We start from the raw sequence: 21,028 nt of genomic DNA on the forward strand, positions 1-21,028 counted from the left end.
GGGGGTAGCGGAGGAATCTCAAATTACCATGACCTTCCGCAGCGCCTGCGCCAGCTGGACCCGCGTAAACGGCTTACGCAATAACGGAACGTCCGGCAGCTGCGGATTATGCGTGGGCCGCAAATCCTGACCGCTGATCAGCAGCACCGGAAGCTGCGGATAGTGGCTGCGCACATGGCTAATCACCTCGGCCCCGCTCAGGCTTCCGGGCAACATCAGGTCGCTGATAAACATGCCAATATCCGGCGACGCCGCCAGCATGCTCAGCGCCTGCTCGCCGTTGTCCGCTTCCAGCGTCAGATAGCCGAGCTGATGCAGCTGCTCGCACAGGGTCTGGCGGACATCGGCTTCGTCCTCCAGCACCAGTACCAGGCGCTCGCTCTCGACGGAGGCGGTGGCTGACAGCGCTTCATCAACTGCAGCGGCGGGCAGCGTCGAGCGCGGGAGGTGAAGCCGCACGGTGGTGCCCTGTCCCGGCGCGCTTTCAATCTCCACGCGACCGCCGGACTGACGCACAAAGCCATAGACCATCGACAGGCCTAGCCCGCTCCCGCTCCCGGTCTGCTTGGTGGTAAAGAACGGTTCAAAGACCCGGGACTTCACCTCCTGCAACATGCCGCTGCCGTGGTCAATGACCTCCAGCGCCACCATATCCTGCCTGCGCCCGTCGCTGCGGGTCACGCGCTGGTTCCAGGTGCGAATTTTGATCACCCCGCTTTGCCCTTCCATCGCGTCACGCGCGTTCATCACCAGGTTGATAATGGCGTTTTCCAGCTGGCTGACGTCTATCCACGCGGGCCATGCCGGGGATTGCGCTTCAATCTCCAGGGTCAGGGTGGCAGGCAGAGAGTGGCGAAGCAGTTCCCGGAGGTTCTCCAGCAGCGGCAGCATCTCTACCGCATGCGGCGTCAGGGATTGCTTACGGGAAAACGCCAGCAGGCGCTGGGTCAGTAAGGCGCCACGCTCGGCCGCCTTCAGCGCCCGGGTAATGCGCGGCGCGTCTGGTGATTCGGGGTCGGTGAGCTCAAGGCTGCCGATGATCACCGCCAGCAGGTTGTTAAAATCATGCGCCAGCCCGCCGGTCAACTGCCCGACCGCCTTCATCTTCTGGCTATGCAGCAGCGCCTCTTCCAGCCCCTGACGCTCGAGGCGGTCGATCTCCATCTGGGAGGTTTTCTCTTTCAGCAGACGCGTGGTGTGCTCAAGCGAGGCGGTGTTGCGGGCAAAAACGTTAAACGCGCGCGCCAGCTCGCCCAGCTCATCGCGCCGCTGCAGCGCGGGCACCGAAACATCCTGCTCGCCGTGCGCAAGGCGCGACATCGCCCGGGAAATGGCCGTCAGGTTAGAGCCCAGATTGCGGTAGATATACCAGCAGGCGCACCCGGTGATGATCAGCGCCAGCACGGCGAAAATGGTGATAAACACGCTGATGGATTGCAGTTCATGATGGCTCTGGGCGGTGCGAAGCCGGGAGGCCTGCGCCACCTGCTCCACGTACTGATTGATGTCGCTATTGAGGATCGCCACCAGCGCCTTGATGTGGAACATATACCAGCTTATCGCCAGATCGCTCTCCTCAAGCTGCTTCGACAGAGGGGCAAGTTTATGCAGCTCGATGTTAAAATCAGGCAAAACCCTGTTCACGACAGGCTGGATGGCACGCCGGGGAAGCATGGCCGTCACGGCGTCAAGCTGCTGAACGGTCGCGCGCGGCGAAGGGGTGTCGATGGCGGCAGCGATCAGCCGGTCCATTTCCATCAGCTGCTGCGCGTCCGGTACGTTGGTGCTGTAGCGGCGGTTGATGTCCTGCAGATGACGCAGATAGCTCTGGCTTTGATATAGCGAGCTGAGCAGCGCGTTACGCTCCAGATGGCGTCGCTGCCCGCGCTCCAGCATCTCCGTCACGCTCTGCTGGAGCTCATTGCTTCGCTGAATAATGCGCGCCACCAGGGCCGGCTCCTGCTGCGCCAGCGGTGCCTCCGCAAGCTGTTCCAGCGAGTGGCGAAGCGCCATCTGGGTCTGCTTCAGCCGCTCGGCTTCGCCTTTATATTCCAGCGCCCCGACAACCTGGGAGAGCCGCACCGCCGCCGTCGCCACGTTGGCGGTATCACGAGCCAGGTTCATGCTGCCGGTCATGTCGTCCAGCGTTTGCTGCTGCACCTGCTCCTGGATCTGGCTCGCGTGACGAAAGCCAAGTACCGCCACGCCGCTCACCATCAGCGTCACGGCGACCACCAGCAGATTGAAAATCAGCAGGCGTCCGCGGGCGCTGGCGAAAAACGGGGGGCGTGAAGACATGTTGACTCCGTAACTGTGATCCACATTAGCTATTCATAACTATGACAAATATGAACAGCTTCTGACATTTTGCATTTACGCACCTGTGATGAAGTGCAGATATCGACATTCGCAGGAGATCCGCCATGAGCAGAACCCCGGTATTAGAGATGCGCAGCATTGCCAAAACGTTTGGCAATTTCCACGCGCTCAAGGGTGTGGATTTGACGGTTTTCCCCGGTGAGATCCACGCGCTGATGGGGGAAAACGGCGCGGGAAAAAGCACGCTGATGAAAATCCTCGCGGGAGCCTATACCGCCACCGGCGGCGAGATCCTGATCGACGGCCAGCCGTTTCACATTAAAGGGCCGAAAGATGCGCTGGCCGCAGGCATCACCCTGATTTATCAGGAGATGCAGCTCGCGCCCAATCTGACCGTTGCTGAAAATATCTTCCTTGGCAGCGAGCTGTCGCGCGGCGGGATGGTGCAGCGCAAAGAGATGGCTGCCCAGGCGCAGGCGGTGATTGACCGCCTCGGCGCGCAGTTCAGCGCCACCGATCTGGTGATGAAGCTGACCATCGCCGAACAGCAGCAGGTGGAGATCGCCCGCGCGCTGCACCGCAATAGCCGCATTCTGGTGATGGATGAACCCACCGCCGCCCTCTCCTCGCGGGAAACACATCGCCTGTTTGAACTGATTTTACGCCTGCGCGATGAAGGGATGGCGATCATCTACATCAGCCACCGCATGGCGGAAGTGTATGAACTCTCTGACCGCGTCAGCGTTCTGCGTGACGGGCAGTACGTCGGCAGCCTGACGCGCGACAAGCTGAATGCCTCTGAGCTGGTGCGCATGATGGTGGGCCGCCCGCTAAGCGACCTGTTCAACAAAGAGCGAGATATCCCCCTCGGCAGCCCGCGCCTCAACGTCCACCACCTCACCGACGGTAAAAAAGTACAGCCGTGCAGTTTACAGGTGCGTTCCGGCGAAATCGTCGGGCTGGCGGGGCTGGTCGGGGCCGGACGGTCCGAGCTGGCGCAGCTCATCTTCGGCGTGCGCAAAGCCACCGGCGGCATGATTGAGGTCGACGGCGAGCCGGTGGTGATCCACTCCCCGCGTGCGGCCATCGAAAACGGCATCGGTTTTCTCACCGAAAACCGCAAGGAGCAGGGGCTGTTTCTGGAGCTGGCGGCGCAGGAGAACATCACCATGGCGACGCTGGAACGCGACGCCACCTTCGGCATGCTAAACCGTAAAAAAGCCCAGTCGATTTCCGATGACGCCATTGCCCTGCTCAACATCCGCGTGCCGCATTCGCAGGTGCGGGCGGGCGGGCTCTCCGGCGGCAACCAGCAGAAGCTGCTCATCTCCCGCTGGGTGGCCATCGGCCCGCGCATTCTGATTCTGGACGAACCCACGCGCGGCGTGGACGTCGGCGCGAAAAGCGAGATCTACCGCATCATGAACCAGATGGCGCGCAAAGGGGTGGCGATTTTGATGATCTCCAGCGAGCTGCCGGAAGTGGTGGGGATGAGCGACCGGGTGTACGTGATGCGCGAAGGCAGCATTGCGGGCGAGCTCCACGGGCGCGACATCTCTCAGGAAAACATTATGACGCTGGCAACCGGCGTGAACGACACTCATCATCAGGCGGTGCAATCATGACAACTCCTACCCATCCGCAGCAGGTGGCGAAATCCGCCTCCGCCAAAAAAATGCTGATGAGCGATCTGATGCAAACGGTCGGTATCCTGCCGATTCTGATCCTGATTGTGGCGGTATTTGGCTTTATCGCCCCTAACTTCTTCACCGAGAGCAACCTGCTGAATATTACCCGCCAGGCGTCGATCAACATCGTGCTGGCGGCGGGAATGACCTTCATCATTTTAACCGGCGGGATTGACCTCTCCGTGGGCTCGATTCTGGGCACCACGGCTGTAGCGGCGATGGTGGTCTCGCTTATTCCTGAATTTGCGATGCTCTCCATTCCGGCCGCGCTGATGCTCGGCATGGTGCTGGGCCTGTTCAACGGCGCGCTGGTGGCCTTCGCCGGGCTGCCGCCCTTCATCGTGACGCTCGGCACCTATACGGCGCTGCGCGGTGCGGCCTATCTGCTGGCCGACGGCACGACGGTCATTAACTCCAACATCAGCTTCGAGTGGATCGGCAATAACTACCTCGGCCCGATTCCGTGGCTGGTGGCGATCGCCCTGGCGGTCATTGTGGTGTGCTGGTTCATCCTGCGCCGCACCACCCTCGGCGTTCACATCTACGCGGTGGGCGGCAACATGCAGGCGGCGCGGCTGACCGGCATCAAGGTCTGGCTGGTGCTGCTGTTTGTCTACGGCATGAGCGGCCTGCTCTCCGGCCTCGGCGGGGTCATGAGCGCCTCGCGCCTCTACAGCGCTAACGGTAACCTCGGCACGGGTTACGAGCTGGATGCGATTGCGGCGGTGATCCTCGGCGGCACCAGCTTCGTCGGCGGGATCGGCACGATCACCGGCACGCTGGTCGGCGCATTGATCATCGCCACCCTCAATAACGGCATGACGCTGATGGGCGTCTCCTACTTCTGGCAGCTGGTGATCAAAGGGGCGGTGATCATCATAGCGGTGCTGATCGACAAATACCGTACCCGACACCATCAAAGTGCATAACAACAACACCCTACAGCTTCGAGGAAAACCATATGCGTTTGAAACCCTTAGTGACCGCGCTCTGTGCTGGCGCGCTGCTTGCCGCAACGCCGTTTGCGCAGGCAAAAGATCTGAAGTCCATCGGCGTGACGGTGGGCGACCTGGCCAACCCGTTCTTCGTGCAGATCACCAAAGGTGCCGAGCTGGAAGCGCGCAAGCTGGCTGGCGATAACGTCAAGGTGACGCTGGTTTCCAGCGGTTACGATCTGGGTCAGCAGGTGGCGCAGATCGACAACTTTATTGCCGCGAAGGTGGACATGATCATCCTCAACGCCGCGGATTCCAAAGGGATCGGCCCGGCGGTGAAGCGCGCGAAGGACGCCGGGATCGTGGTCGTGGCGGTTGACGTAGCGGCGGAAGGGACTGATGCCACCATCACCTCCGATAACACCCAGGCGGGCGAAATGGCCTGTAAGTACATTACCGACCGCCTGAAAGGCAAAGGCAACGTGGTGATCATCAACGGACCACCGGTTTCCGCAGTGCAAAACCGCGTGGAAGGCTGCCAGACGGAATTCAAAAAATATCCGGATATCAAGGTGCTCTCGGATAACCAAAATGCCAAGGGCAGTCGTGAAGGCGGTCTGGAAGTCATGACCTCCCTGCTGGCGGCCAATCCGAAGATCGACGGCGTGTTTGCGATTAACGATCCGACCGCGATCGGCGCCGATCTGGCGGCCAAGCAGGCTCAGCGCAACGAGTTCTTTATCGTCGGCGTGGATGGTTCACCGGACGGTGAGGAAGCGCTGAAGCGGGAAAACTCCCTGTTTGTGGCGACCCCTGCGCAGGATCCGCAGGTCATGGCGGCAAAAGCGGTGGAGATCGGCTATGACATTCTCCAGGGTAAACCTGCGCCGAAAGCGCCGGTGCTGATCCCGGTGACGATGATCGATAAAAAGAACGTCGGGACCTATAAGGGGTGGACGGTTAAGTAACCTCGCTGCAGCCTGATGCCCCCTCACCCCGGCCCTCTCCCCAAAGGGGAGAGGGTTAGGGTGAGGGGTAAGGTTTTGCATAAAATTCAAGGAGTACCATGAAACGCTCCGACATCAATGAAATCCTCGGCCACACGCGGCAGTTTTTCTCCATGCACGACGTGCATCTCCCGCCGTTTGCCAGCTTTCCGCCAACAAAATGGCAGCAGCTTGACCAGGCCGCGTGGCAGGAAGTGTTCGACCTCAAGCTCGGCTGGGACGTGACGGCGTTCGGCGGCAACAACTTTGCCGCTGAGGGCCTGACGCTGTTCACCCTGCGCAACGGCTCGCCCAACGGCGTTCCGTATGAAAAAGGCTATGCTGAAAAAATCATGCACGTGCGCGACGGCCAGGTGACGCCGATGCATTTTCACTGGCGCAAGCGCGAAGACATCATCAACCGGGGCGGCGGGAATCTGATTATAGAGTTATGGAACGCGGGCGCGCATGAAGAAACCGAAAACACGGATGTGACCGTCACGATAGACGGCTGCCGTCAGACCCACGCGCCCGGCAGCCAGCTGCGGCTGCTGCCCGGGGAAAGCATCTGCCTGACGCCCACTCTTTACCACAGCTTCTGGGGCGAACGCGGCTTCGGCGACGTGCTGGTGGGCGAAGTCTCCTCGGTCAATGACGATGAACACGACAACCACTTTTTGCAGCCCGTTGCCCGCTATAACAACATCGAAGAAGACGAGCCGGCGGTGCTGGTGCTGTGCAACGAGTACAACCTGTTTCGGATATAAGGGGTGAATGATGCCATTGATTTCTCTTGCCGACGGTCTTGCCCACGCCAGACAACACCGCTATGCACTGGGCGCATTTAACGTGCTCGATTCCCACTTCCTGCGCGCGCTGTTCGCCGCCGCGAAGCAGGAACGCTCGCCGTTTATCATCAACATCGCCGAAGTGCATTTTAAGTACGTGTCGCTGGATTCGCTTGTCGAGGCGGTTAAGTTCGAAGCCGCTCGTCACGACATTCCCGTGGTGCTTAACCTCGACCACGGGCTGCATTTTGAGGCCGTCGTACGCGCCCTGCGCTTAGGGTTCAGCTCGGTGATGTTCGACGGATCGACGCTAAGCTACGAGGAAAACATTCGCCAGACGCGGGAAGTGGTGAAGATGTGCCACGCGGTGGGCGTGTCGGTGGAGGCGGAGCTGGGCGCGGTCGGTGGTGATGAAGGCGGCGCGCTTTACGGGCATGCGGACGAAGCGTTCTTTACCGACCCGCAGCTGGCGCGCGAATTTGTCGATTCAACCGGCATCGACGCGCTGGCGGTGGCTATCGGTAACGCGCACGGCAAATACAGAGGCGAGCCGAAGCTCGATTTCCCGCGTCTGGACGCCATTCGTCAACAGACGGGACTGCCGCTGGTTTTACACGGCGGCTCCGGGATTAGCGATGCCGACTTCCGCCGCGCCGTCGAGCTGGGCATTCATAAAATCAACTTCTATACCGGCATGTCGCAGGCCGCGCTTGCCGCCGTGGAGCAGCGCATGGCGAACCGCCAGCCGCTGTACGACGAGTTTGCCGAGCTGCTGCTGGGGATAGAAGAGGCGATAACCGATACGGTCGCCGAACAGATGCGCATCTTCGGCAGCGCGGGGCAGGCATGATGGAACGCAAAGGCATCATCGCCGCAGGCAATATGCTGGTGGATCACGTCCACCAGATCGTGCAGTGGCCGGAGCGCGGCTGGCTGGCGGAAATCACCCACAGCGAACGATCGACCGGCGGCGCGCCCCTCAACGTGCTGCTGACGCTGGCGAAAATGCACGTCGGCCTGCCGCTGCAGGCGGTGGGGCTGATTGGCGAAGACGGAGACGGGGACTACATTCTGGCGATGCTTGACCAGTACCACGTCAACCGCCAGCGCGTGCAGCGCACGACGTTCGCCCCAACGTCAATGTCGCAGGTGATGACCGATCCCAGCGGACAGCGCACCTTCTTCCACTCGCCGGGCGCCAACCGCCTGCTGGATCTTCCCGCTTTCGATCGCTTAGACGGATCGATGAAGATCTTCCATCTCGGCTACCTGCTGCTGCTCGACAGCCTGGATATGCCCGACGACGAATTTGGCACCCGCAGCGCGCGGCTGCTGGCGCAGATGCGCGACCAGGGATATCAAACCTCGCTCGACCTGGTGTCCCGCAAGGGCGACCCGCGCTACCAGCCGCTGGTGCTCCCTGCCCTGCGCCATCTGGATTATCTGGTCATTAACGAGCTGGAGGCCGGAGAGTTTAGCGGGCTGGAGATGCGCGACGGCAGCGATGCGCTGAACACAGCCCATATTGCTGAAGCCGCCGCGCAGCTGCTGGCGGCAGGCGTTCGTCAGCGGGTGGTGATCCACTGTCCGGAAGGGGCATGGGGGGAAGCTCCGGGTGAGCAAGGCCGCTGGATCCCGTCGTGGATGCTGGAGCAGGAAGAGATTATCGGCAGCGTCGGCGCGGGCGATGCGTTTTGCGCGGGGTTTTTATACGGTTGCCATGAATCGCTGTCGCTTACCGAGAGTATTTATCTGGCGCACGCCTGCGCGCGGGCAAGCCTGCTGGCCGCCAACGCGATTGACGGCGCGAAAACGCTGGCCGAGCTGCAGCTGTTTATCAAAGAGAATACCTAGGCCGCTTTCTCGCTATGGGAAACGTCGGTGGCAAAGACATAGCCCAGACCGCGAATGGTTTTAATCAGCGCAGGCTGATGCGGGTTGGCCTCGATTTTTCGTCGCAGACGCATGATCAACACGTCAATCGTACGGTCGAACACCTCGGTACTTTCGCTGTGGGTGAGTTCAAGCAGCTGCTCGCGGCTGAGTACCCGGCGGGCATTTTGCGTGAGCGCCAGCAGCAGGCCGTACTCGCCCTGCGTTAAAGGGACGGTGTTACGCTGCGGATCGCTCAGCTCGCAGCGGGTGGTATCCAGCGTCCAGCCGTTGAAAGCAACGCCCGTCGCACGCGGCGCGGGGGCTTCTGCTGCCAGCACGCCCGTCCGTCGCAGTACCGCCTTCACGCGGGCAACCACCACGCGCGGGTTAAACGGTTTGCCGATGTAATCGTCGGCGCCCATCTCCAGGCCCACGACTACGTCGGATTCACTGCCCAGCCCCGTCAACATGACTACCGGCAGTTCTGGCCGCTGCTTTTGCAACTGGAGCAAGACCTGCAGGCCGTTGATATCCGGCAGCATCATGTCCAGCAGCACGAGTGCGATACCCGGTTCCTGATGTACCCGGCTCAGCGCGTCCTGTCCGTTATGGCAGACGAGCACGGTAAAGACGTGCTCGCTGAGCACGTCCTGCAGCAATTCACACACTGCCGTATCGTCATCAACCACCAGAATCGCCGGTTTCATCGTATGCTTCCGTCAGGGGATTATGTTAAGTCTGAACCATTCTGCCGTCGGCTCCAGCCAAATTGTTTTTTACGTGACGGAAATTCAACCCATGTCACATCCGCTGCCCTTTCGACACGTCAATTTTGACGATTGCCTGTTTTTCGTCAGGGTTTTGCGCACATATCAGCCGTACAGTCTGGAGATACCCACATTAAAAACATGGCATAGAAGCTGCATAGTGGGTGCGAAAGATTCGATTAACTGGAGCAGACTGATGAAAAAAGTCGTCACGGTTTGCCCTTATTGTGCCTCAGGTTGCAAGATCCACCTGGTGGTCGATAACGGCAAAATCGTCCGGGCAGAGGCCGCACAGGGGAAAACCAACCAGGGCACGCTGTGCCTGAAAGGTTACTACGGCTGGGATTTTATTAACGATACCCAAATCCTCACCCCGCGCCTGAAAACCCCTATGATCCGCCGCGAGCGCGGCGGCAAGCTGGAAGCCGTCTCCTGGAGCGAGGCGCTGGATTACGTCGCCACGCGCCTGAGCGCCATCAAGGCCAAGTATGGCCCGGATGCCATCCAGACCACCGGCTCTTCCCGCGGAACGGGGAATGAAACCAACTATGTGATGCAAAAATTCGCGCGCGCCGTTATTGGAACCAATAACGTCGACTGCTGCGCTCGCGTCTGACACGGCCCATCGGTTGCAGGTCTGCACCAGTCGGTCGGTAACGGCGCAATGAGCAATGCCATCAACGAGATAGATAATACCGATCTCGTCTTCATCTTTGGTTATAACCCGGCGGATTCTCACCCTATCGTCGCGAACCACGTTATTCGCGCTAAACAGAATGGGGCAAAAATCATCGTCTGCGATCCGCGCAAAATTGAAACCGCGCGCATTGCGGATATGCACATCGCGTTGAAAAACGGCTCGAACATCGCGCTGCTGAACGCAATGGGGCACGTCATCATTGAGGAGAACCTGTACGACCAGGCGTTTGTCGCGACCCGTACGGAAGGCTTTGAAGAGTACAAGAAAATAGTCGAAGGCTATACGCCAGAGTCGGTTGAAGCGATCACCGGCGTCAGCGCGCAGGAGATCCGCCAGGCGGCACGCATGTATGCCGGGGCGAAAACCGCCGCCATTCTGTGGGGTATGGGCGTGACCCAGTTCTACCAGGGCGTGGAGACCGTGCGCTCGCTGACCAGCCTCGCGATGCTGACCGGAAACCTTGGCAAGGCGCACGTCGGCGTCAACCCGGTGCGCGGTCAGAATAACGTCCAGGGTGCCTGCGATATGGGCGCGCTGCCGGATACCTATCCGGGCTACCAGTACGTGAAGTTCCCGGAAAATCGCGCCAAGTTCGCGAAGGCCTGGGGCGTGGAAAGTCTGCCTGAGCACACCGGGTACCGCATCAGCGAGCTGCCGCATCGCGCGGCGCATGGCGAAGTGCGTGCGGCCTACATCATGGGTGAAGATCCGCTCCAGACCGACGCCGAACTGTCTGCGGTGCGCAAAGGGTTTGAGGATCTGGAGCTGGTGATTGTCCAGGATATCTTTATGACCAAAACCGCGGCGGCGGCGGATGTGATTTTACCGTCGACCTCCTGGGGCGAGCATGAAGGCGTCTACACGGCAGCCGACCGCGGCTTCCAGCGCTTCTTTAAGGCAGTCGAGCCGAAGTGGGATCTGAAAACGGACTGGCAGATCATCAGCGAAATCGCCACCCGCATGGGCTATCCGATGCACTACAACAACACTCAGGAGATCTGGGACGAGTTGCGGCATCTGTGTCCGGACTTTTATGGGGCAACCTATGAAAAAATGGGTGAGCTGGGCTACATCCAGTGGCCGTGCCGGGATGAGTCAGAATCCGATCAGGGGACGTCATACCTCTTTAAAGAGAAGTTCGACACCCCGAACGGGCTGGCGCAGTTCTTCACCTGCGACTGGGTCGCGCCGATCGATAAGCTCACCGACGAGTATCCGATGGTGCTCTCCACCGTGCGTGAAGTGGGCCACTACTCCTGCCGCTCCATGACCGGCAACTGCGCCGCGCTGGCGGCGCTGGCGGATGAACCGGGCTACGCGCAGATCAACACCGCCGATGCGGAACGCCTCGGTATTGAGGACGAAGCGCTGGTGTGGGTGAACTCGCGTAAGGGCCGCATCATTACCCGCGCGCAGGTCAGCGACCGTCCGAACAAAGGGGCGGTCTATATGACCTACCAGTGGTGGATTGGCGCCTGTAACGAGCTGGTGACGGAGAACTTAAGCCCGATAACCAAAACGCCGGAGTATAAATACTGCGCCGTCAACGTTGAGCCGATTGTGGATCAGCACGCGGCGGAACAGTATGTGATCGACGAATATAACAAGCTGAAAGCCCGGCTGCGCGAAAGCGCAATGGGTTGATGCCGTTAATTAAACGATGAATAAAGGGAGTGAAATATTCACTCCCTTTTTATTTCCGCTTAATCCATTAAAAATATCAATTATTATTCTGGAAAGCGGCTCGCAGAAATAATGTAATTTTCGCGAAAAAGAATTACATCTTTGCATTTTAATTCAGAGGGATAAGATGTGCGGCGGGTGCTTAAGACTTTCTGTCTTGAGCATTGTTGAGGGACAGAAAGCAGGAAGCCCCGGGAAATTTTCATTTACCCGAGGCTACTCCCTCAACTCCAACAAGTTGAGAGTAGCCTCTTATTCTTTTTTTGACAAGGAGTAAAAGGCATGACGCCATTAAAAACTGCGTTAGGCATCGTCTTTATTATCTGCCTGACGATAGTGATCTTTACCTTTATTACTCGCGGCAGGCTCTGCGAGTTTTCAATAAAGAGTGAGCATCAGGAGGTGGCGGCGAAATTAGCCTGCAACCCAGGCTAACCTCTGCGGGCGGAACAACGGTTCCGCCCGGCTTGTAGGATGCTGAGGTCTTAATGCACCCGTTTTTTTCTTTTGCGCCCGCGATTATACTGCGCGGCGTGTACCCAGATGATAAGAATCCATGAAAGCCATTTTTCTGTTGTTCGTGTTTTTAACGTCCTTCGCCCGCGCGGATGAGATAGGCAGCCAGTATCGGAAACAGGCGGAAGCCGGTGATGCACGTGCCCAGTATTATCTTGCCGATACGTACTTCAGCTCCGGCGACAGCAAGCAGGCCGCGCTGTGGGCCGAGAAAGCCGCAAAAGGCGGCGATGTCGACGCCATGGGGCTGCTCTCGCAAATCCTTTTTACGCAGGGCGATTACGCCCAGGCCAAAGCCTTGGCCCAACAGGCAAACATTGCTGGCAGCAAACGCGGCGCGATCATGCTGGCACGCGTGCTGGTGAATACTCAGGCGGGGAAAACTGACTATCCCCAGGCCATTAAACTGCTGCAAACGGCGACCGAAGATATCGACAGCGACTCTGCGGTCGATGCGCAACTGCTGCTGGGGCTGATTTATGCCAACGGCGTAGAGGTGGCGCAGGATGACGTGCAGGCCGCCTCGTGGTTCAAGCGGAGTTCAGCCCTTTCGCGTACGGGCTACGCCGAGTACTGGGCAGGGATGTTGTTCAGGCAGGGTGAGAAAGGCTTTATCACGCCCAATAAACAGAAAGCACTGTACTGGTTGAACCTGAGCTGCACGGAAGGGTTTGATACGGGATGCGAAGAGTTTGATGCGTTGAGCGGGGAGTAAACCATTGCCCGGTGGCGCTGCGCTTACCGGGCCTACGGCTTGTGTAGGCCGGGTAAGGCGAAGCCGCCACCCGGCTTTTTACATTACTGGTCAGCCGTCTTATCAAAACGACCCAGCACTTCGCGTTCATACGCCAGCGCTTTTTTGCGATCGAATTTGTGCTCCCACTTGGCGATAACCAGCACCGCCAGGGCATTCCCCACCACGTTCAGCGCCGTACGCGCCATGTCGAGGATACGGTCAACACCCGCAATAAACGCCAGACCTTCCAGCGGAATACCGACGCTGCCGAGCGTTGCCAGCAGCACCACGAACGAAACGCCCGGAACGCCTGCAATACCTTTGGACGTCACCATCAGCGTCAGCACCAGCACGATCTCCTGCCACAGCGACAGATCAATGCCGTACAGCTGCGCGATAAAGATAGCGGCGATACTCTGGTACAGCGTTGAACCGTCCAGGTTAAAGGAGTAGCCGGTCGGCACCACGAAGCTGGTGATCGACGCTGGCGCGCCATAGGCTTCCATCTTCTCAATAATACGCGGCAGCACGCTCTCAGAGCTTGCCGTGGAATAGGCCAGAATCAGCTCATCCTTCAGGATACGGATCAGGATCCAGATGCTCAGCCCGCACAGACGTGCCACGATCCCCAGCACCACCAGCGCGAAGAACAGGATGGCGAAGTGCACCAGGATGACCAGCTTCGCCAGCGGCCACAGGGAGGCAAAACCGAAGTTCGCCACGGTGACGGCGATAAGCGCGAACACCCCGACCGGCGCGTAGCGCATCACCATGTGGGTCACTTTAAACATGGTTTCGGAGATAGAGCGGAACACGGTGACCAGCGGCTCACGGTGCGTCGCCGGCAGAGAAGAGAGTCCCAGACCAAACAGCACCGAGAAGAAGATAATCGGCAGCATCTCGCCCTTCGCCATTGATGCCACAATGTTGGTCGGCACCAGCGAAAGAATAGTCCCCATCAGGCCGTGCGCGTGGCTCTGCACGTCAGCGGTCGTACTTTGGTATTTCGAAATATCCACCGTAGCCAGCTGCGACATATCTATCCCGGAACCCGGCTGGAACACGTTCGCCAGCGTGATACCGAGGATAATCGCAACCGTAGTGATCACTTCGAAATAGATAATGGTTTTTGCACCAATACGGCCTAACTGCTTCGCATCGCCGACGCCCGCAATACCGACCACCAGCGTCGAGATCACAATCGGTACCACAATCATCTTGATCAGATGAATAAAGATGTCCCCTGCCGGTGAAAGCAGGTTCGCAATCAGCCATTCGCGGCTGTCGCTGTGATAGTGAAGGTAACTGCCCAGCAAGATGCCCAGCACAAGGGCGATTAAGATCTGCCAGGCAAGGCTGACTTTAACGTTTTTCATAGAAACTGACTTCCTCAATGAAGCGCCTTATTCACAAAAAATGCATGAATATGGGGACATACTGAAAGGGTATGAATTGTGTTGCGTTGGTTTATGGGATTTTTTAACGCGGCGTATGAGTATCATTTGCACGGCCTGTTGCGCAAGCCTTAAAGAACGACGCATTTCACTCGAAAAAGCGGGGATGACGGGAGTTTGTCCTAATTCTGATAAATAACCTTTTGTTATAAAAAAGCTTTTTTAAACATAAATGTGAATAATCGTCAGCGTAAATTATTTCCCTTCAAAGTTTCATTCGCTCATTTTTCAGCCTATTCAAACAATGCGTGATCTGCCGCCCAAATACTAAACAAAGCTTGTAAAGCCCCTACAATTAACGTTTTTGCGACATATTATTAACATCTTACACGGAGAAAAAAAGCCATGAGCCAAATCCATAAACACGACATTCCCGCAAACATTGCGGACCGTTGCCTGATAAACCCGGAGCAGTACCACGAGAAGTATCAGCAATCCATCTCCAGCCCTGACCTCTTCTGGGGCGAGCAGGGCCATATCCTTGACTGGATCAAACCGTATCAGAAGGTGAAGAACACCTCCTTTGCACCGGGTAACGTCTCCATTAAATGGTATGAAGACGGCACGCTGAACCTGGCGGCAAACTGCCTTGACCGCCACCTCGCCGAGCGCGGCAATGAAACGGCCATTATCTGGGAAGGTGATGACGCCTCGCAGAGTAAATATATCACCTATAAAGAGCTGCACCGCGACGTGTGCCGCTTTGCCAACGTGCTGCTGGAACAAGGTATTAAAAAAGGCGACGTCGTTGCTATTTATATGCCGATGGTGCCGGAAGCGGCGGTTGCCATGCTGGCCTGCGCGCGCATCGGTGCGATCCACTCCGTTATCTTCGGCGGCTTCTCGCCGGAGGCGGTTGCGGGTCGTATTGTCGATTCAAGTTCAAAACTGGTGATCACCGCTGACGAAGGCGTGCGCGCCGGACGCGGTATCCCCCTGAAGAAAAACGTCGACGAAGCGCTGAAAAACCCCAATGTGAAAACCATCAGCAACGTCATCGTCCTTAAGCGTACCGGCGGCAAGATCGACTGGAACGAAGGTCGCGACCTGTGGTGGAGCGACCTGATTGAAAAAGCGAGCGACCAGCATCAGCCGGAAGAGATGAATGCGGAAGACCCGCTGTTTATCCTTTACACCTCCGGCTCAACCGGCAAACCGAAAGGCGTGCTGCACACCACCGGCGGCTATCTGGTCTATGCGGCCACCACCTTTAAATACGTCTTCGACTACCATCCGGGCGACATCTACTGGTGTACTGCCGACGTGGGCTGGGTCACCGGACACAGCTACCTGCTGTACGGCCCGCTGGCCTGCGGCGCAACGACGCTGATGTTTGAAGGCGTACCGAACTGGCCGACCCCGGCGCGTATGTGCCAGGTGGTTGATAAGCATCAGGTCAACATTCTCTACACCGCGCCAACGGCGATCCGCGCGCTGATGGCGGAAGGCGATAAAGCCATCGAAGGGACCGACCGCTCTTCCCTGCGTATCCTCGGCTCCGTGGGCGAGCCGATCAACCCCGAAGCCTGGGAGTGGTACTGGAAGAAGATCGGCAACGAGAAGTGCCCGGTGATGGATACCTGGTGGCAGACCGAAACCGGCGGCTTCATGATCACCCCGATGCCGGGCGCCACGCAGCTGAAAGCCGGTTCGGCCACCCGTCCGTTCTTCGGCGTGCAGCCTGCGCTGGTGGACAACGAAGGCAATCCGCAGGAAGGCGCTACCGAAGGCAACCTGGTGATCGTCGATTCCTGGCCTGGCCAGGCGCGTACCCTATTCGGCGACCATGAGCGCTTCGAGCAGACCTACTTCTCGACCTTCAAAAACATGTACTTCAGCGGCGACGGCGCGCGTCGTGATGAAGACGGCTATTACTGGATCACCGGACGCGTTGACGACGTGCTGAACGTCTCCGGCCACCGTCTGGGCACCGCGGAGATTGAGTCGGCGCTGGTGTCGCATCCGAAAATTGCCGAAGCCGCCGTTGTCGGTATTCCGCACAACATCAAAGGCCAGGCGATCTACGCCTACGTCACCCTGAACCACGGCGAAGAGCCGTCGCCAGAGCTGTACGCTGAGGTGCGCAACTGGGTGCGTAAAGAGATCGGCCCGCTGGCGACGCCGGACGTGCTGCACTGGACCGACTCGCTGCCGAAAACCCGCTCCGGCAAAATTATGCGTCGTATCTTGCGCAAAATCGCGGCAGGGGACACCAGCAACCTCGGCGATACCTCAACGCTCGCAGATCCTGGCGTGGTGGACAAACTGCTCGAAGAGAAGCAGGCCATCGCAATGCCTTCATAATTTTTTCTCCCTCTCCCCGTGGGAGAGGGCCGGGGTGAGGGCATCAGACCGCACCTTCCTCCCCTCACCCTAACCCTCTCCCCATAGGGGAGAGGGGATAAAACAAACCAACCTTACCTTTGGAGAACTCTGTGATGAATGACCATATTTGTCAGCAGATAGAGAATAGTGCGCACTACAGGGAGCTCGTCGATAAGCGGCAACGGTTTGCCTTCTTACTTTCCATCATCATGCTGGTTATCTACGTCGGCTTTATTCTGCTCATCGCCTTCGCCCCGCACTGGCTGGGTACCCCGCTGCACGCGGGTACCAGCGTCACGCGCGGTATTCCGATCGGCATCGGCGTGATTGTCATTTCGTTTGTGCTGACGGGCGTATACGTCTGGCGTGCGAACGGTGAATTCGATCGTCTTAATAAAGCGGTTCTGCATGAGGTAAAAGCATCATGAAGCGAGTCCTGACGGCGCTAGCCGCCACACTTCCCTTTGCCGCCCACGCGGCGGATGCCATTACCGGCGAGGTACAGCGCCAGCCAACCAACTGGCAGGCGATTATCATGTTCCTGATTTTCGTGGTGCTGACGCTGTACATTACGTACTGGGCGTCGAAACGCGTGCGCTCCCGTAACGACTACTACACCGCTGGCGGCAACATTACCGGCTTCCAGAACGGCCTGGCGATTGCGGGTGACTTTATGTCCGCCGCCTCGTTCCTCGGGATCTCCGCGCTGGTCTACACCTCCGGCTATGACGGCCTGATTTACTCCCTCGGCTTCCTCGTCGGCTGGCCGATCATTCTGTTCCTGATTGCCGAACGCCTGCGCAACCTGGGACGCTACACCTTCGCCGACGTGGCATCTTATCGCCTGAAGCAGGGGCCAATTCGTACCCTCTCCGCCTGCGGCTCGCTGGTGGTGGTGGCGCTGTACCTGATCGCCCAGATGGTGGGCGCGGGTAAATTGATCGAACTGCTGTTCGGCCTGAACTACCACGTCGCGGTGGTGCTGGTCGGCGTGCTGATGGTGATGTACGTTCTGTTCGGCGGCATGCTGGCCACCACCTGGGTGCAGATCATCAAAGCGGTCCTGCTGCTGTTCGGCGCCAGCTTTATGGCCTTTATGGTGATGAAGCACGTCGGGTTCAGCTTCAATAACCTGTTTACCGAGGCGATGGCGGTCCACCCGAAAGGGGAAGCCATTATGAGCCCGGGCGGGCTGGTGAAAGATCCGATATCCGCGCTCTCACTCGGTCTCGGCCTGATGTTCGGCACCGCGGGTTTACCGCATATCCTGATGCGCTTCTTTACCGTGAGCGATGCGCGTGAAGCCCGTAAAAGCGTCTTCTACGCCACCGGCTTTATGGGTTACTTCTACATTCTGACCTTTATCATCGGCTTTGGCGCGATCATGCTGGTGGGGGCGAACCCGGCGTTTAAAGACGCGGCGGGCGCGCTGATTGGCGGTAACAACATGGCGGCGGTGCACCTGGCCGACGCGGTGGGCGGTAACCTGTTCCTCGGCTTTATCTCCGCCGTGGCCTTCGCCACCATCCTCGCGGTGGTTGCAGGGCTGACGCTGGCAGGCGCGTCTGCGGTGTCGCATGACCTCTACGCCAACGTCATCCGCAAAGGCGCGAGCGAGCGCGATGAGCTGAAGGTCTCGAAAATCACCGTGCTGGTGCTGGGCGTGGTGGCGATCCTGCTGGGTATCCTGTTCGAGAAGCAGAACATCGCCTTTATGGTGGGGCTGGCCTTCTCGATTGCGGCAAGCTGTAACTTCCCGATCATCCTGCTCTCCATGTACTGGTCGAAACTGACTACCCGTGGCGCGATGATTGGCGGCTGGCTGGGGCTGCTGACGGCGGTGATCCTGATGATTCTGGGCCCGACGATTTGGGTGCAGATCCTCGGTCACGCAAGCGCCATCTTCCCGTATGAATACCCGGCGCTGTTCTCCATTGCCGTGGCGTTTATCGGTATCTGGGTCTTCTCGGCCACCGACAATTCGCCGGAGGGTAACCTGGAGCGCGAGAAATTCCGCGCCCAGTTTATTCGTTCACAAACCGGTCTCGGCGTCGAGCAGGGCCGCGCGCACTAAGCCTTTCTCCCCGGCCATTCTGGCCGGGGAGCTTAAAACATCGCCCACGCCACCAGCGGCGCAACCAGCACCATCACCACGCCCGACAGCATCATCACCAGGCTTGCGACCACGCCCTCCTGCTGACCCAGCTCATACGAACGCGCCGTTCCCGCCCCGTGCGACGCCGCGCCGAACCCAGCCCCTTTCGCCATGCCTTCGCGAATGGAAAGCCGCAGGAACAGCACATCGCCCACCGCCATGCCGAACACGCCCGTCACCACCACAAACAGCGCCACCAGATCCGGCTGCCCGCCGAGCGGTTTGGCCGCCGCCAGCGCAAACGGCGTGGTCACCGAGCGCACGGCGAGACTGCGCTGAATTTCATCGGACAGGGTAAACAGCCGCGCCAGCCAGACGGAGCTGCACACCGCGACCACCGTGGCGGTGATCACCCCTGCGCTGAGCGACATCCAGTGGCGTTTGATAATCGCCAGGTTGTCGTAAACGGGGACGGCAAAAGCGATGGTCGCCGGACCGAGCAGCCACAGCAGCCAGTGGGATTCACCAATGTAGTTCTGCCAGGAGATATGGCCGAAGACCAGCATCAGTACCAGCAGGATCGGCGTGAAGACCAGCGGCATCAGCGGCAGGGCGTGAAAGCGGCGATACAGCCGCTTGTTGGCAAAGTAGATAATCAGCGTGGCAGCCAGGCACAGTACGCTAATCTGAAAGTTAGTCATGCTTCTGCCTGCTGATTTCAAAGCGATACACTTTATCCACCACCCAGGCGGTTGCCCCCAGCACCATCAGCGTGCTTAACGCGATGACCGCAAAGATGCGCCAGCCGTCCACCATCAGCAGCTGCGCGTAGTTCACCACCGCCACCACGGCAGGCACAAAGAACAGCAGCATTTCTGCCAGCAGCCAGCGCGCCCCGGCGCGTACCCAGTTTAGGGGGATCACGCGACAGAGAATAAGCGCCAGCATCAGCAGCATCCCCACCAGGTTGGCAGGCAGCGGCAGGTGGAGCCAGCCGACAAGATATTCGGCGAAAACAAACAGTCCCGCGTAGAGCAGTACCTGAACCGGGACCTGGAGTCGTTGCACAACGGCAGGCGTAACACGGCTTAACGCCACGGCCATGGGGGTTTTCCTCAAAAATGAGACGAGGCGCCAGTATAGTGAGCGCACGGTGTGGACTGAAATGAATTAAAATCATCACAGGTATAGTTTCGAGGAATAATCATGGACATAAGAACGCTGCGCTATTTTGTCGAAGTCGTTCGCCAGCAAAGTTTTACCCGCGCAGCGGAGAAGTTGTTCGTTACCCAGCCTACCATCAGCAAGATGCTGAAAAACCTCGAAGACGAGCTGAACTGTATTCTGCTGATCCGCGACGGGCGCAAGCTGCTGCTGACCGACACCGGACGCGTGGTGTTCGAACGCGGGCTGGCGATTCTGGCGGAGTTCCGCCAGCTGGAGGCGGAGCTGGGCGATATCAACCACCTGACTAAGGGGGTGCTGCGCCTCGGCATTCCACCGATGGTCGGCATGATGATGGCCGGGCCAATAAGCCTGTTCCGCCAGCGTTATCCGGGCGTTGAGCTAAAAATTTCAGAGTTTGGCGGCTTAACCGTCCAGCAGGCGGTCACCAACGGCGATTTGGACGTGGCGATGACCGCCCTTCCCGTTGAGGAGGAGAGCGGACTGGCGACGCTGCCGCTCTTTAGCCACCCGCTGTGCGTGCTGGTGCCCCGCTCCGGTGAATGGCTTAAGATAGAATCAGTAAAGCCCGAGCTGCTCGGCGAGCACCCTCTGCTGATTTATAACGAAGATTTCGCCCTCAGCCGCCAGCTGATGGCGCTGTTTAATCAACACAGCGTCAAGCCGCGCATTGCGGTGCGCAGCGGCCAGTGGGATTTCCTGGCGGCGATGGTACAGGCAGGCGTGGGGATTGCCATTTTGCCGCAGCCTATCTGCGAGCGGCTGGATAAAAACACGCTACGCTGGATCCCGCTGGAGAGCGACCTGCACTGGCAGCTGGGGATGATCTGGCGAGAAGGGGTGTATCTGTCGCACAGCGCGCAGGCGTGGCTGCAGTGCTGTGAGGGGTTTTGGGTGCGGTCTGAATAGTGCCCGGTGGCGCTGCGCTTACCGGGCCTACGTTCGAATCGTAGGCCGGGTAAGGCGAAGCCGCCAC

18 protein-coding genes are annotated in these 21,028 nt (G+C 58.8%); 13 read left to right on the forward strand and 5 right to left on the reverse strand.

All coding sequences use genetic code 11. From position 1 onward, the window contains the following. Positions 1–18: 18 nt before the first annotated feature. On the reverse strand, positions 19–2,298 hold the full coding sequence (locus KK102_RS20955; protein WP_216358363.1) for an ATP-binding protein: 2,280 nt from the start codon (positions 2,296–2,298) through the stop codon (positions 19–21). Positions 2,299–2,423: 125 nt separating this feature from the next. Between KK102_RS20955 and KK102_RS20960 the strand changes: the two genes are divergently transcribed. From KK102_RS20960 to KK102_RS20985, 6 genes are all read left to right on the forward strand, one after another. Beyond that, a complete protein-coding gene (locus tag KK102_RS20960; RefSeq protein WP_216358364.1) occupies positions 2,424–3,944 on the forward strand; it encodes a sugar ABC transporter ATP-binding protein in 1,521 nt (506 codons plus the stop codon). Then, entirely contained in the window at positions 3,941–4,936 is a 996-nt protein-coding gene (locus KK102_RS20965) for an ABC transporter permease subunit (RefSeq protein ID WP_126546133.1), read from the forward strand. The genes KK102_RS20960 and KK102_RS20965 overlap by 4 nt, the downstream gene beginning before the upstream one ends. A 32-nt stretch (positions 4,937–4,968) precedes the next feature. After that, positions 4,969–5,910, forward strand: a complete 942-nt coding sequence (locus KK102_RS20970) for an ABC transporter substrate-binding protein (protein WP_216358365.1) — start codon at positions 4,969–4,971, stop codon at positions 5,908–5,910. A 98-nt stretch (positions 5,911–6,008) separates the two neighbouring features. After that, positions 6,009–6,695, forward strand: coding sequence for a D-lyxose/D-mannose isomerase (locus tag KK102_RS20975; RefSeq protein ID WP_126546132.1), 687 nt, complete (start codon positions 6,009–6,011; stop codon positions 6,693–6,695). A gap of 10 nt (positions 6,696–6,705) precedes the next feature. After that, positions 6,706–7,566, forward strand: a complete 861-nt coding sequence (locus KK102_RS20980; RefSeq protein ID WP_216358366.1) for a ketose 1,6-bisphosphate aldolase — start codon at positions 6,706–6,708, stop codon at positions 7,564–7,566. After that, positions 7,566–8,570, forward strand: coding sequence for a carbohydrate kinase family protein (locus tag KK102_RS20985; RefSeq protein WP_216358385.1), 1,005 nt, complete (start codon positions 7,566–7,568; stop codon positions 8,568–8,570). The genes KK102_RS20980 and KK102_RS20985 overlap by 1 nt, the downstream gene beginning before the upstream one ends. Here the strand turns inward: KK102_RS20985 and KK102_RS20990 are convergent. Then, positions 8,567–9,298 (reverse strand): response regulator, encoded by a 732-nt coding sequence (locus KK102_RS20990; protein ID WP_126546131.1) that lies wholly within the window; start codon positions 9,296–9,298, stop codon positions 8,567–8,569. The two genes, KK102_RS20985 and KK102_RS20990, sit on opposite strands and share 4 nt — an antisense overlap. 256 nt (positions 9,299–9,554) lie before the next feature. Here KK102_RS20990 and fdhF point away from each other — a divergent pair, with 256 nt between their 5' ends. The 3 genes from fdhF to KK102_RS21005 all read left to right on the forward strand — a co-directional run bounded on the left by fdhF (position 9,555) and on the right by KK102_RS21005 (position 12,972). Next, the gene (gene fdhF, locus KK102_RS20995; protein WP_216358367.1) at positions 9,555–11,702 is read left to right on the forward strand and encodes a formate dehydrogenase subunit alpha; all 2,148 of its coding nucleotides are present in this window, start codon (positions 9,555–9,557) and stop codon (positions 11,700–11,702) included. 321 nt (positions 11,703–12,023) lie between these two features. After that, positions 12,024–12,176 carry a Hok/Gef family protein gene (locus tag KK102_RS21000; RefSeq protein WP_032650616.1) on the forward strand — a complete coding sequence of 51 codons (153 nt, stop codon included), beginning with the start codon at positions 12,024–12,026 and terminating at the stop codon, positions 12,174–12,176. A 121-nt stretch (positions 12,177–12,297) separates the two neighbouring features. Further along, positions 12,298–12,972, forward strand: a complete 675-nt coding sequence (locus KK102_RS21005) for a tetratricopeptide repeat protein (protein WP_216358368.1) — start codon at positions 12,298–12,300, stop codon at positions 12,970–12,972. Positions 12,973–13,055: 83 nt separating this feature from the next. Here KK102_RS21005 and gltP read toward each other — a convergent pair whose 3' ends face one another. After that, on the reverse strand, positions 13,056–14,369 hold the full coding sequence (gltP, locus tag KK102_RS21010) for a glutamate/aspartate:proton symporter GltP (protein WP_024906735.1): 1,314 nt from the start codon (positions 14,367–14,369) through the stop codon (positions 13,056–13,058). Positions 14,370–14,792: 423 nt separating this feature from the next. Between gltP and acs the strand changes: the two genes are divergently transcribed. The 3 genes from acs to actP all read left to right on the forward strand — a co-directional run bounded on the left by acs (position 14,793) and on the right by actP (position 18,846). Further along, complete coding sequence (acs, locus tag KK102_RS21015) at positions 14,793–16,751, forward strand: acetate--CoA ligase (protein WP_216358369.1); 1,959 nt, start codon at positions 14,793–14,795, stop codon at positions 16,749–16,751. A 134-nt stretch (positions 16,752–16,885) separates the two neighbouring features. After that, positions 16,886–17,200, forward strand: coding sequence for a DUF485 domain-containing protein (locus KK102_RS21020; RefSeq protein ID WP_120159816.1), 315 nt, complete (start codon positions 16,886–16,888; stop codon positions 17,198–17,200). Continuing rightward, the gene (gene actP, locus KK102_RS21025; protein WP_126546127.1) at positions 17,197–18,846 is read left to right on the forward strand and encodes a cation/acetate symporter ActP; all 1,650 of its coding nucleotides are present in this window, start codon (positions 17,197–17,199) and stop codon (positions 18,844–18,846) included. The genes KK102_RS21020 and actP overlap by 4 nt, the downstream gene beginning before the upstream one ends. A 32-nt stretch (positions 18,847–18,878) precedes the next feature. Here actP and KK102_RS21030 read toward each other — a convergent pair whose 3' ends face one another. After that, positions 18,879–19,568 carry an LrgB family protein gene (locus KK102_RS21030; RefSeq protein WP_216358370.1) on the reverse strand — a complete coding sequence of 230 codons (690 nt, stop codon included), beginning with the start codon at positions 19,566–19,568 and terminating at the stop codon, positions 18,879–18,881. Further along, positions 19,561–19,971 carry a CidA/LrgA family protein gene (locus KK102_RS21035; RefSeq protein WP_126546125.1) on the reverse strand — a complete coding sequence of 137 codons (411 nt, stop codon included), beginning with the start codon at positions 19,969–19,971 and terminating at the stop codon, positions 19,561–19,563. Before KK102_RS21035 ends, KK102_RS21030 begins: the two co-directional genes overlap by 8 nt. A gap of 102 nt (positions 19,972–20,073) precedes the next feature. On the opposite strand from KK102_RS21035, the gene KK102_RS21040 reads away from it, so the two are divergent. After that, positions 20,074–20,961 carry a LysR family transcriptional regulator gene (locus KK102_RS21040; protein ID WP_216358371.1) on the forward strand — a complete coding sequence of 296 codons (888 nt, stop codon included), beginning with the start codon at positions 20,074–20,076 and terminating at the stop codon, positions 20,959–20,961. Positions 20,962–21,028 lie beyond the last annotated feature (67 nt).

The organism is Enterobacter quasimori (assembly GCF_018597345.1).
Taxonomy (GTDB): Bacteria; Pseudomonadota; Gammaproteobacteria; order Enterobacterales; family Enterobacteriaceae; genus Enterobacter; species Enterobacter mori.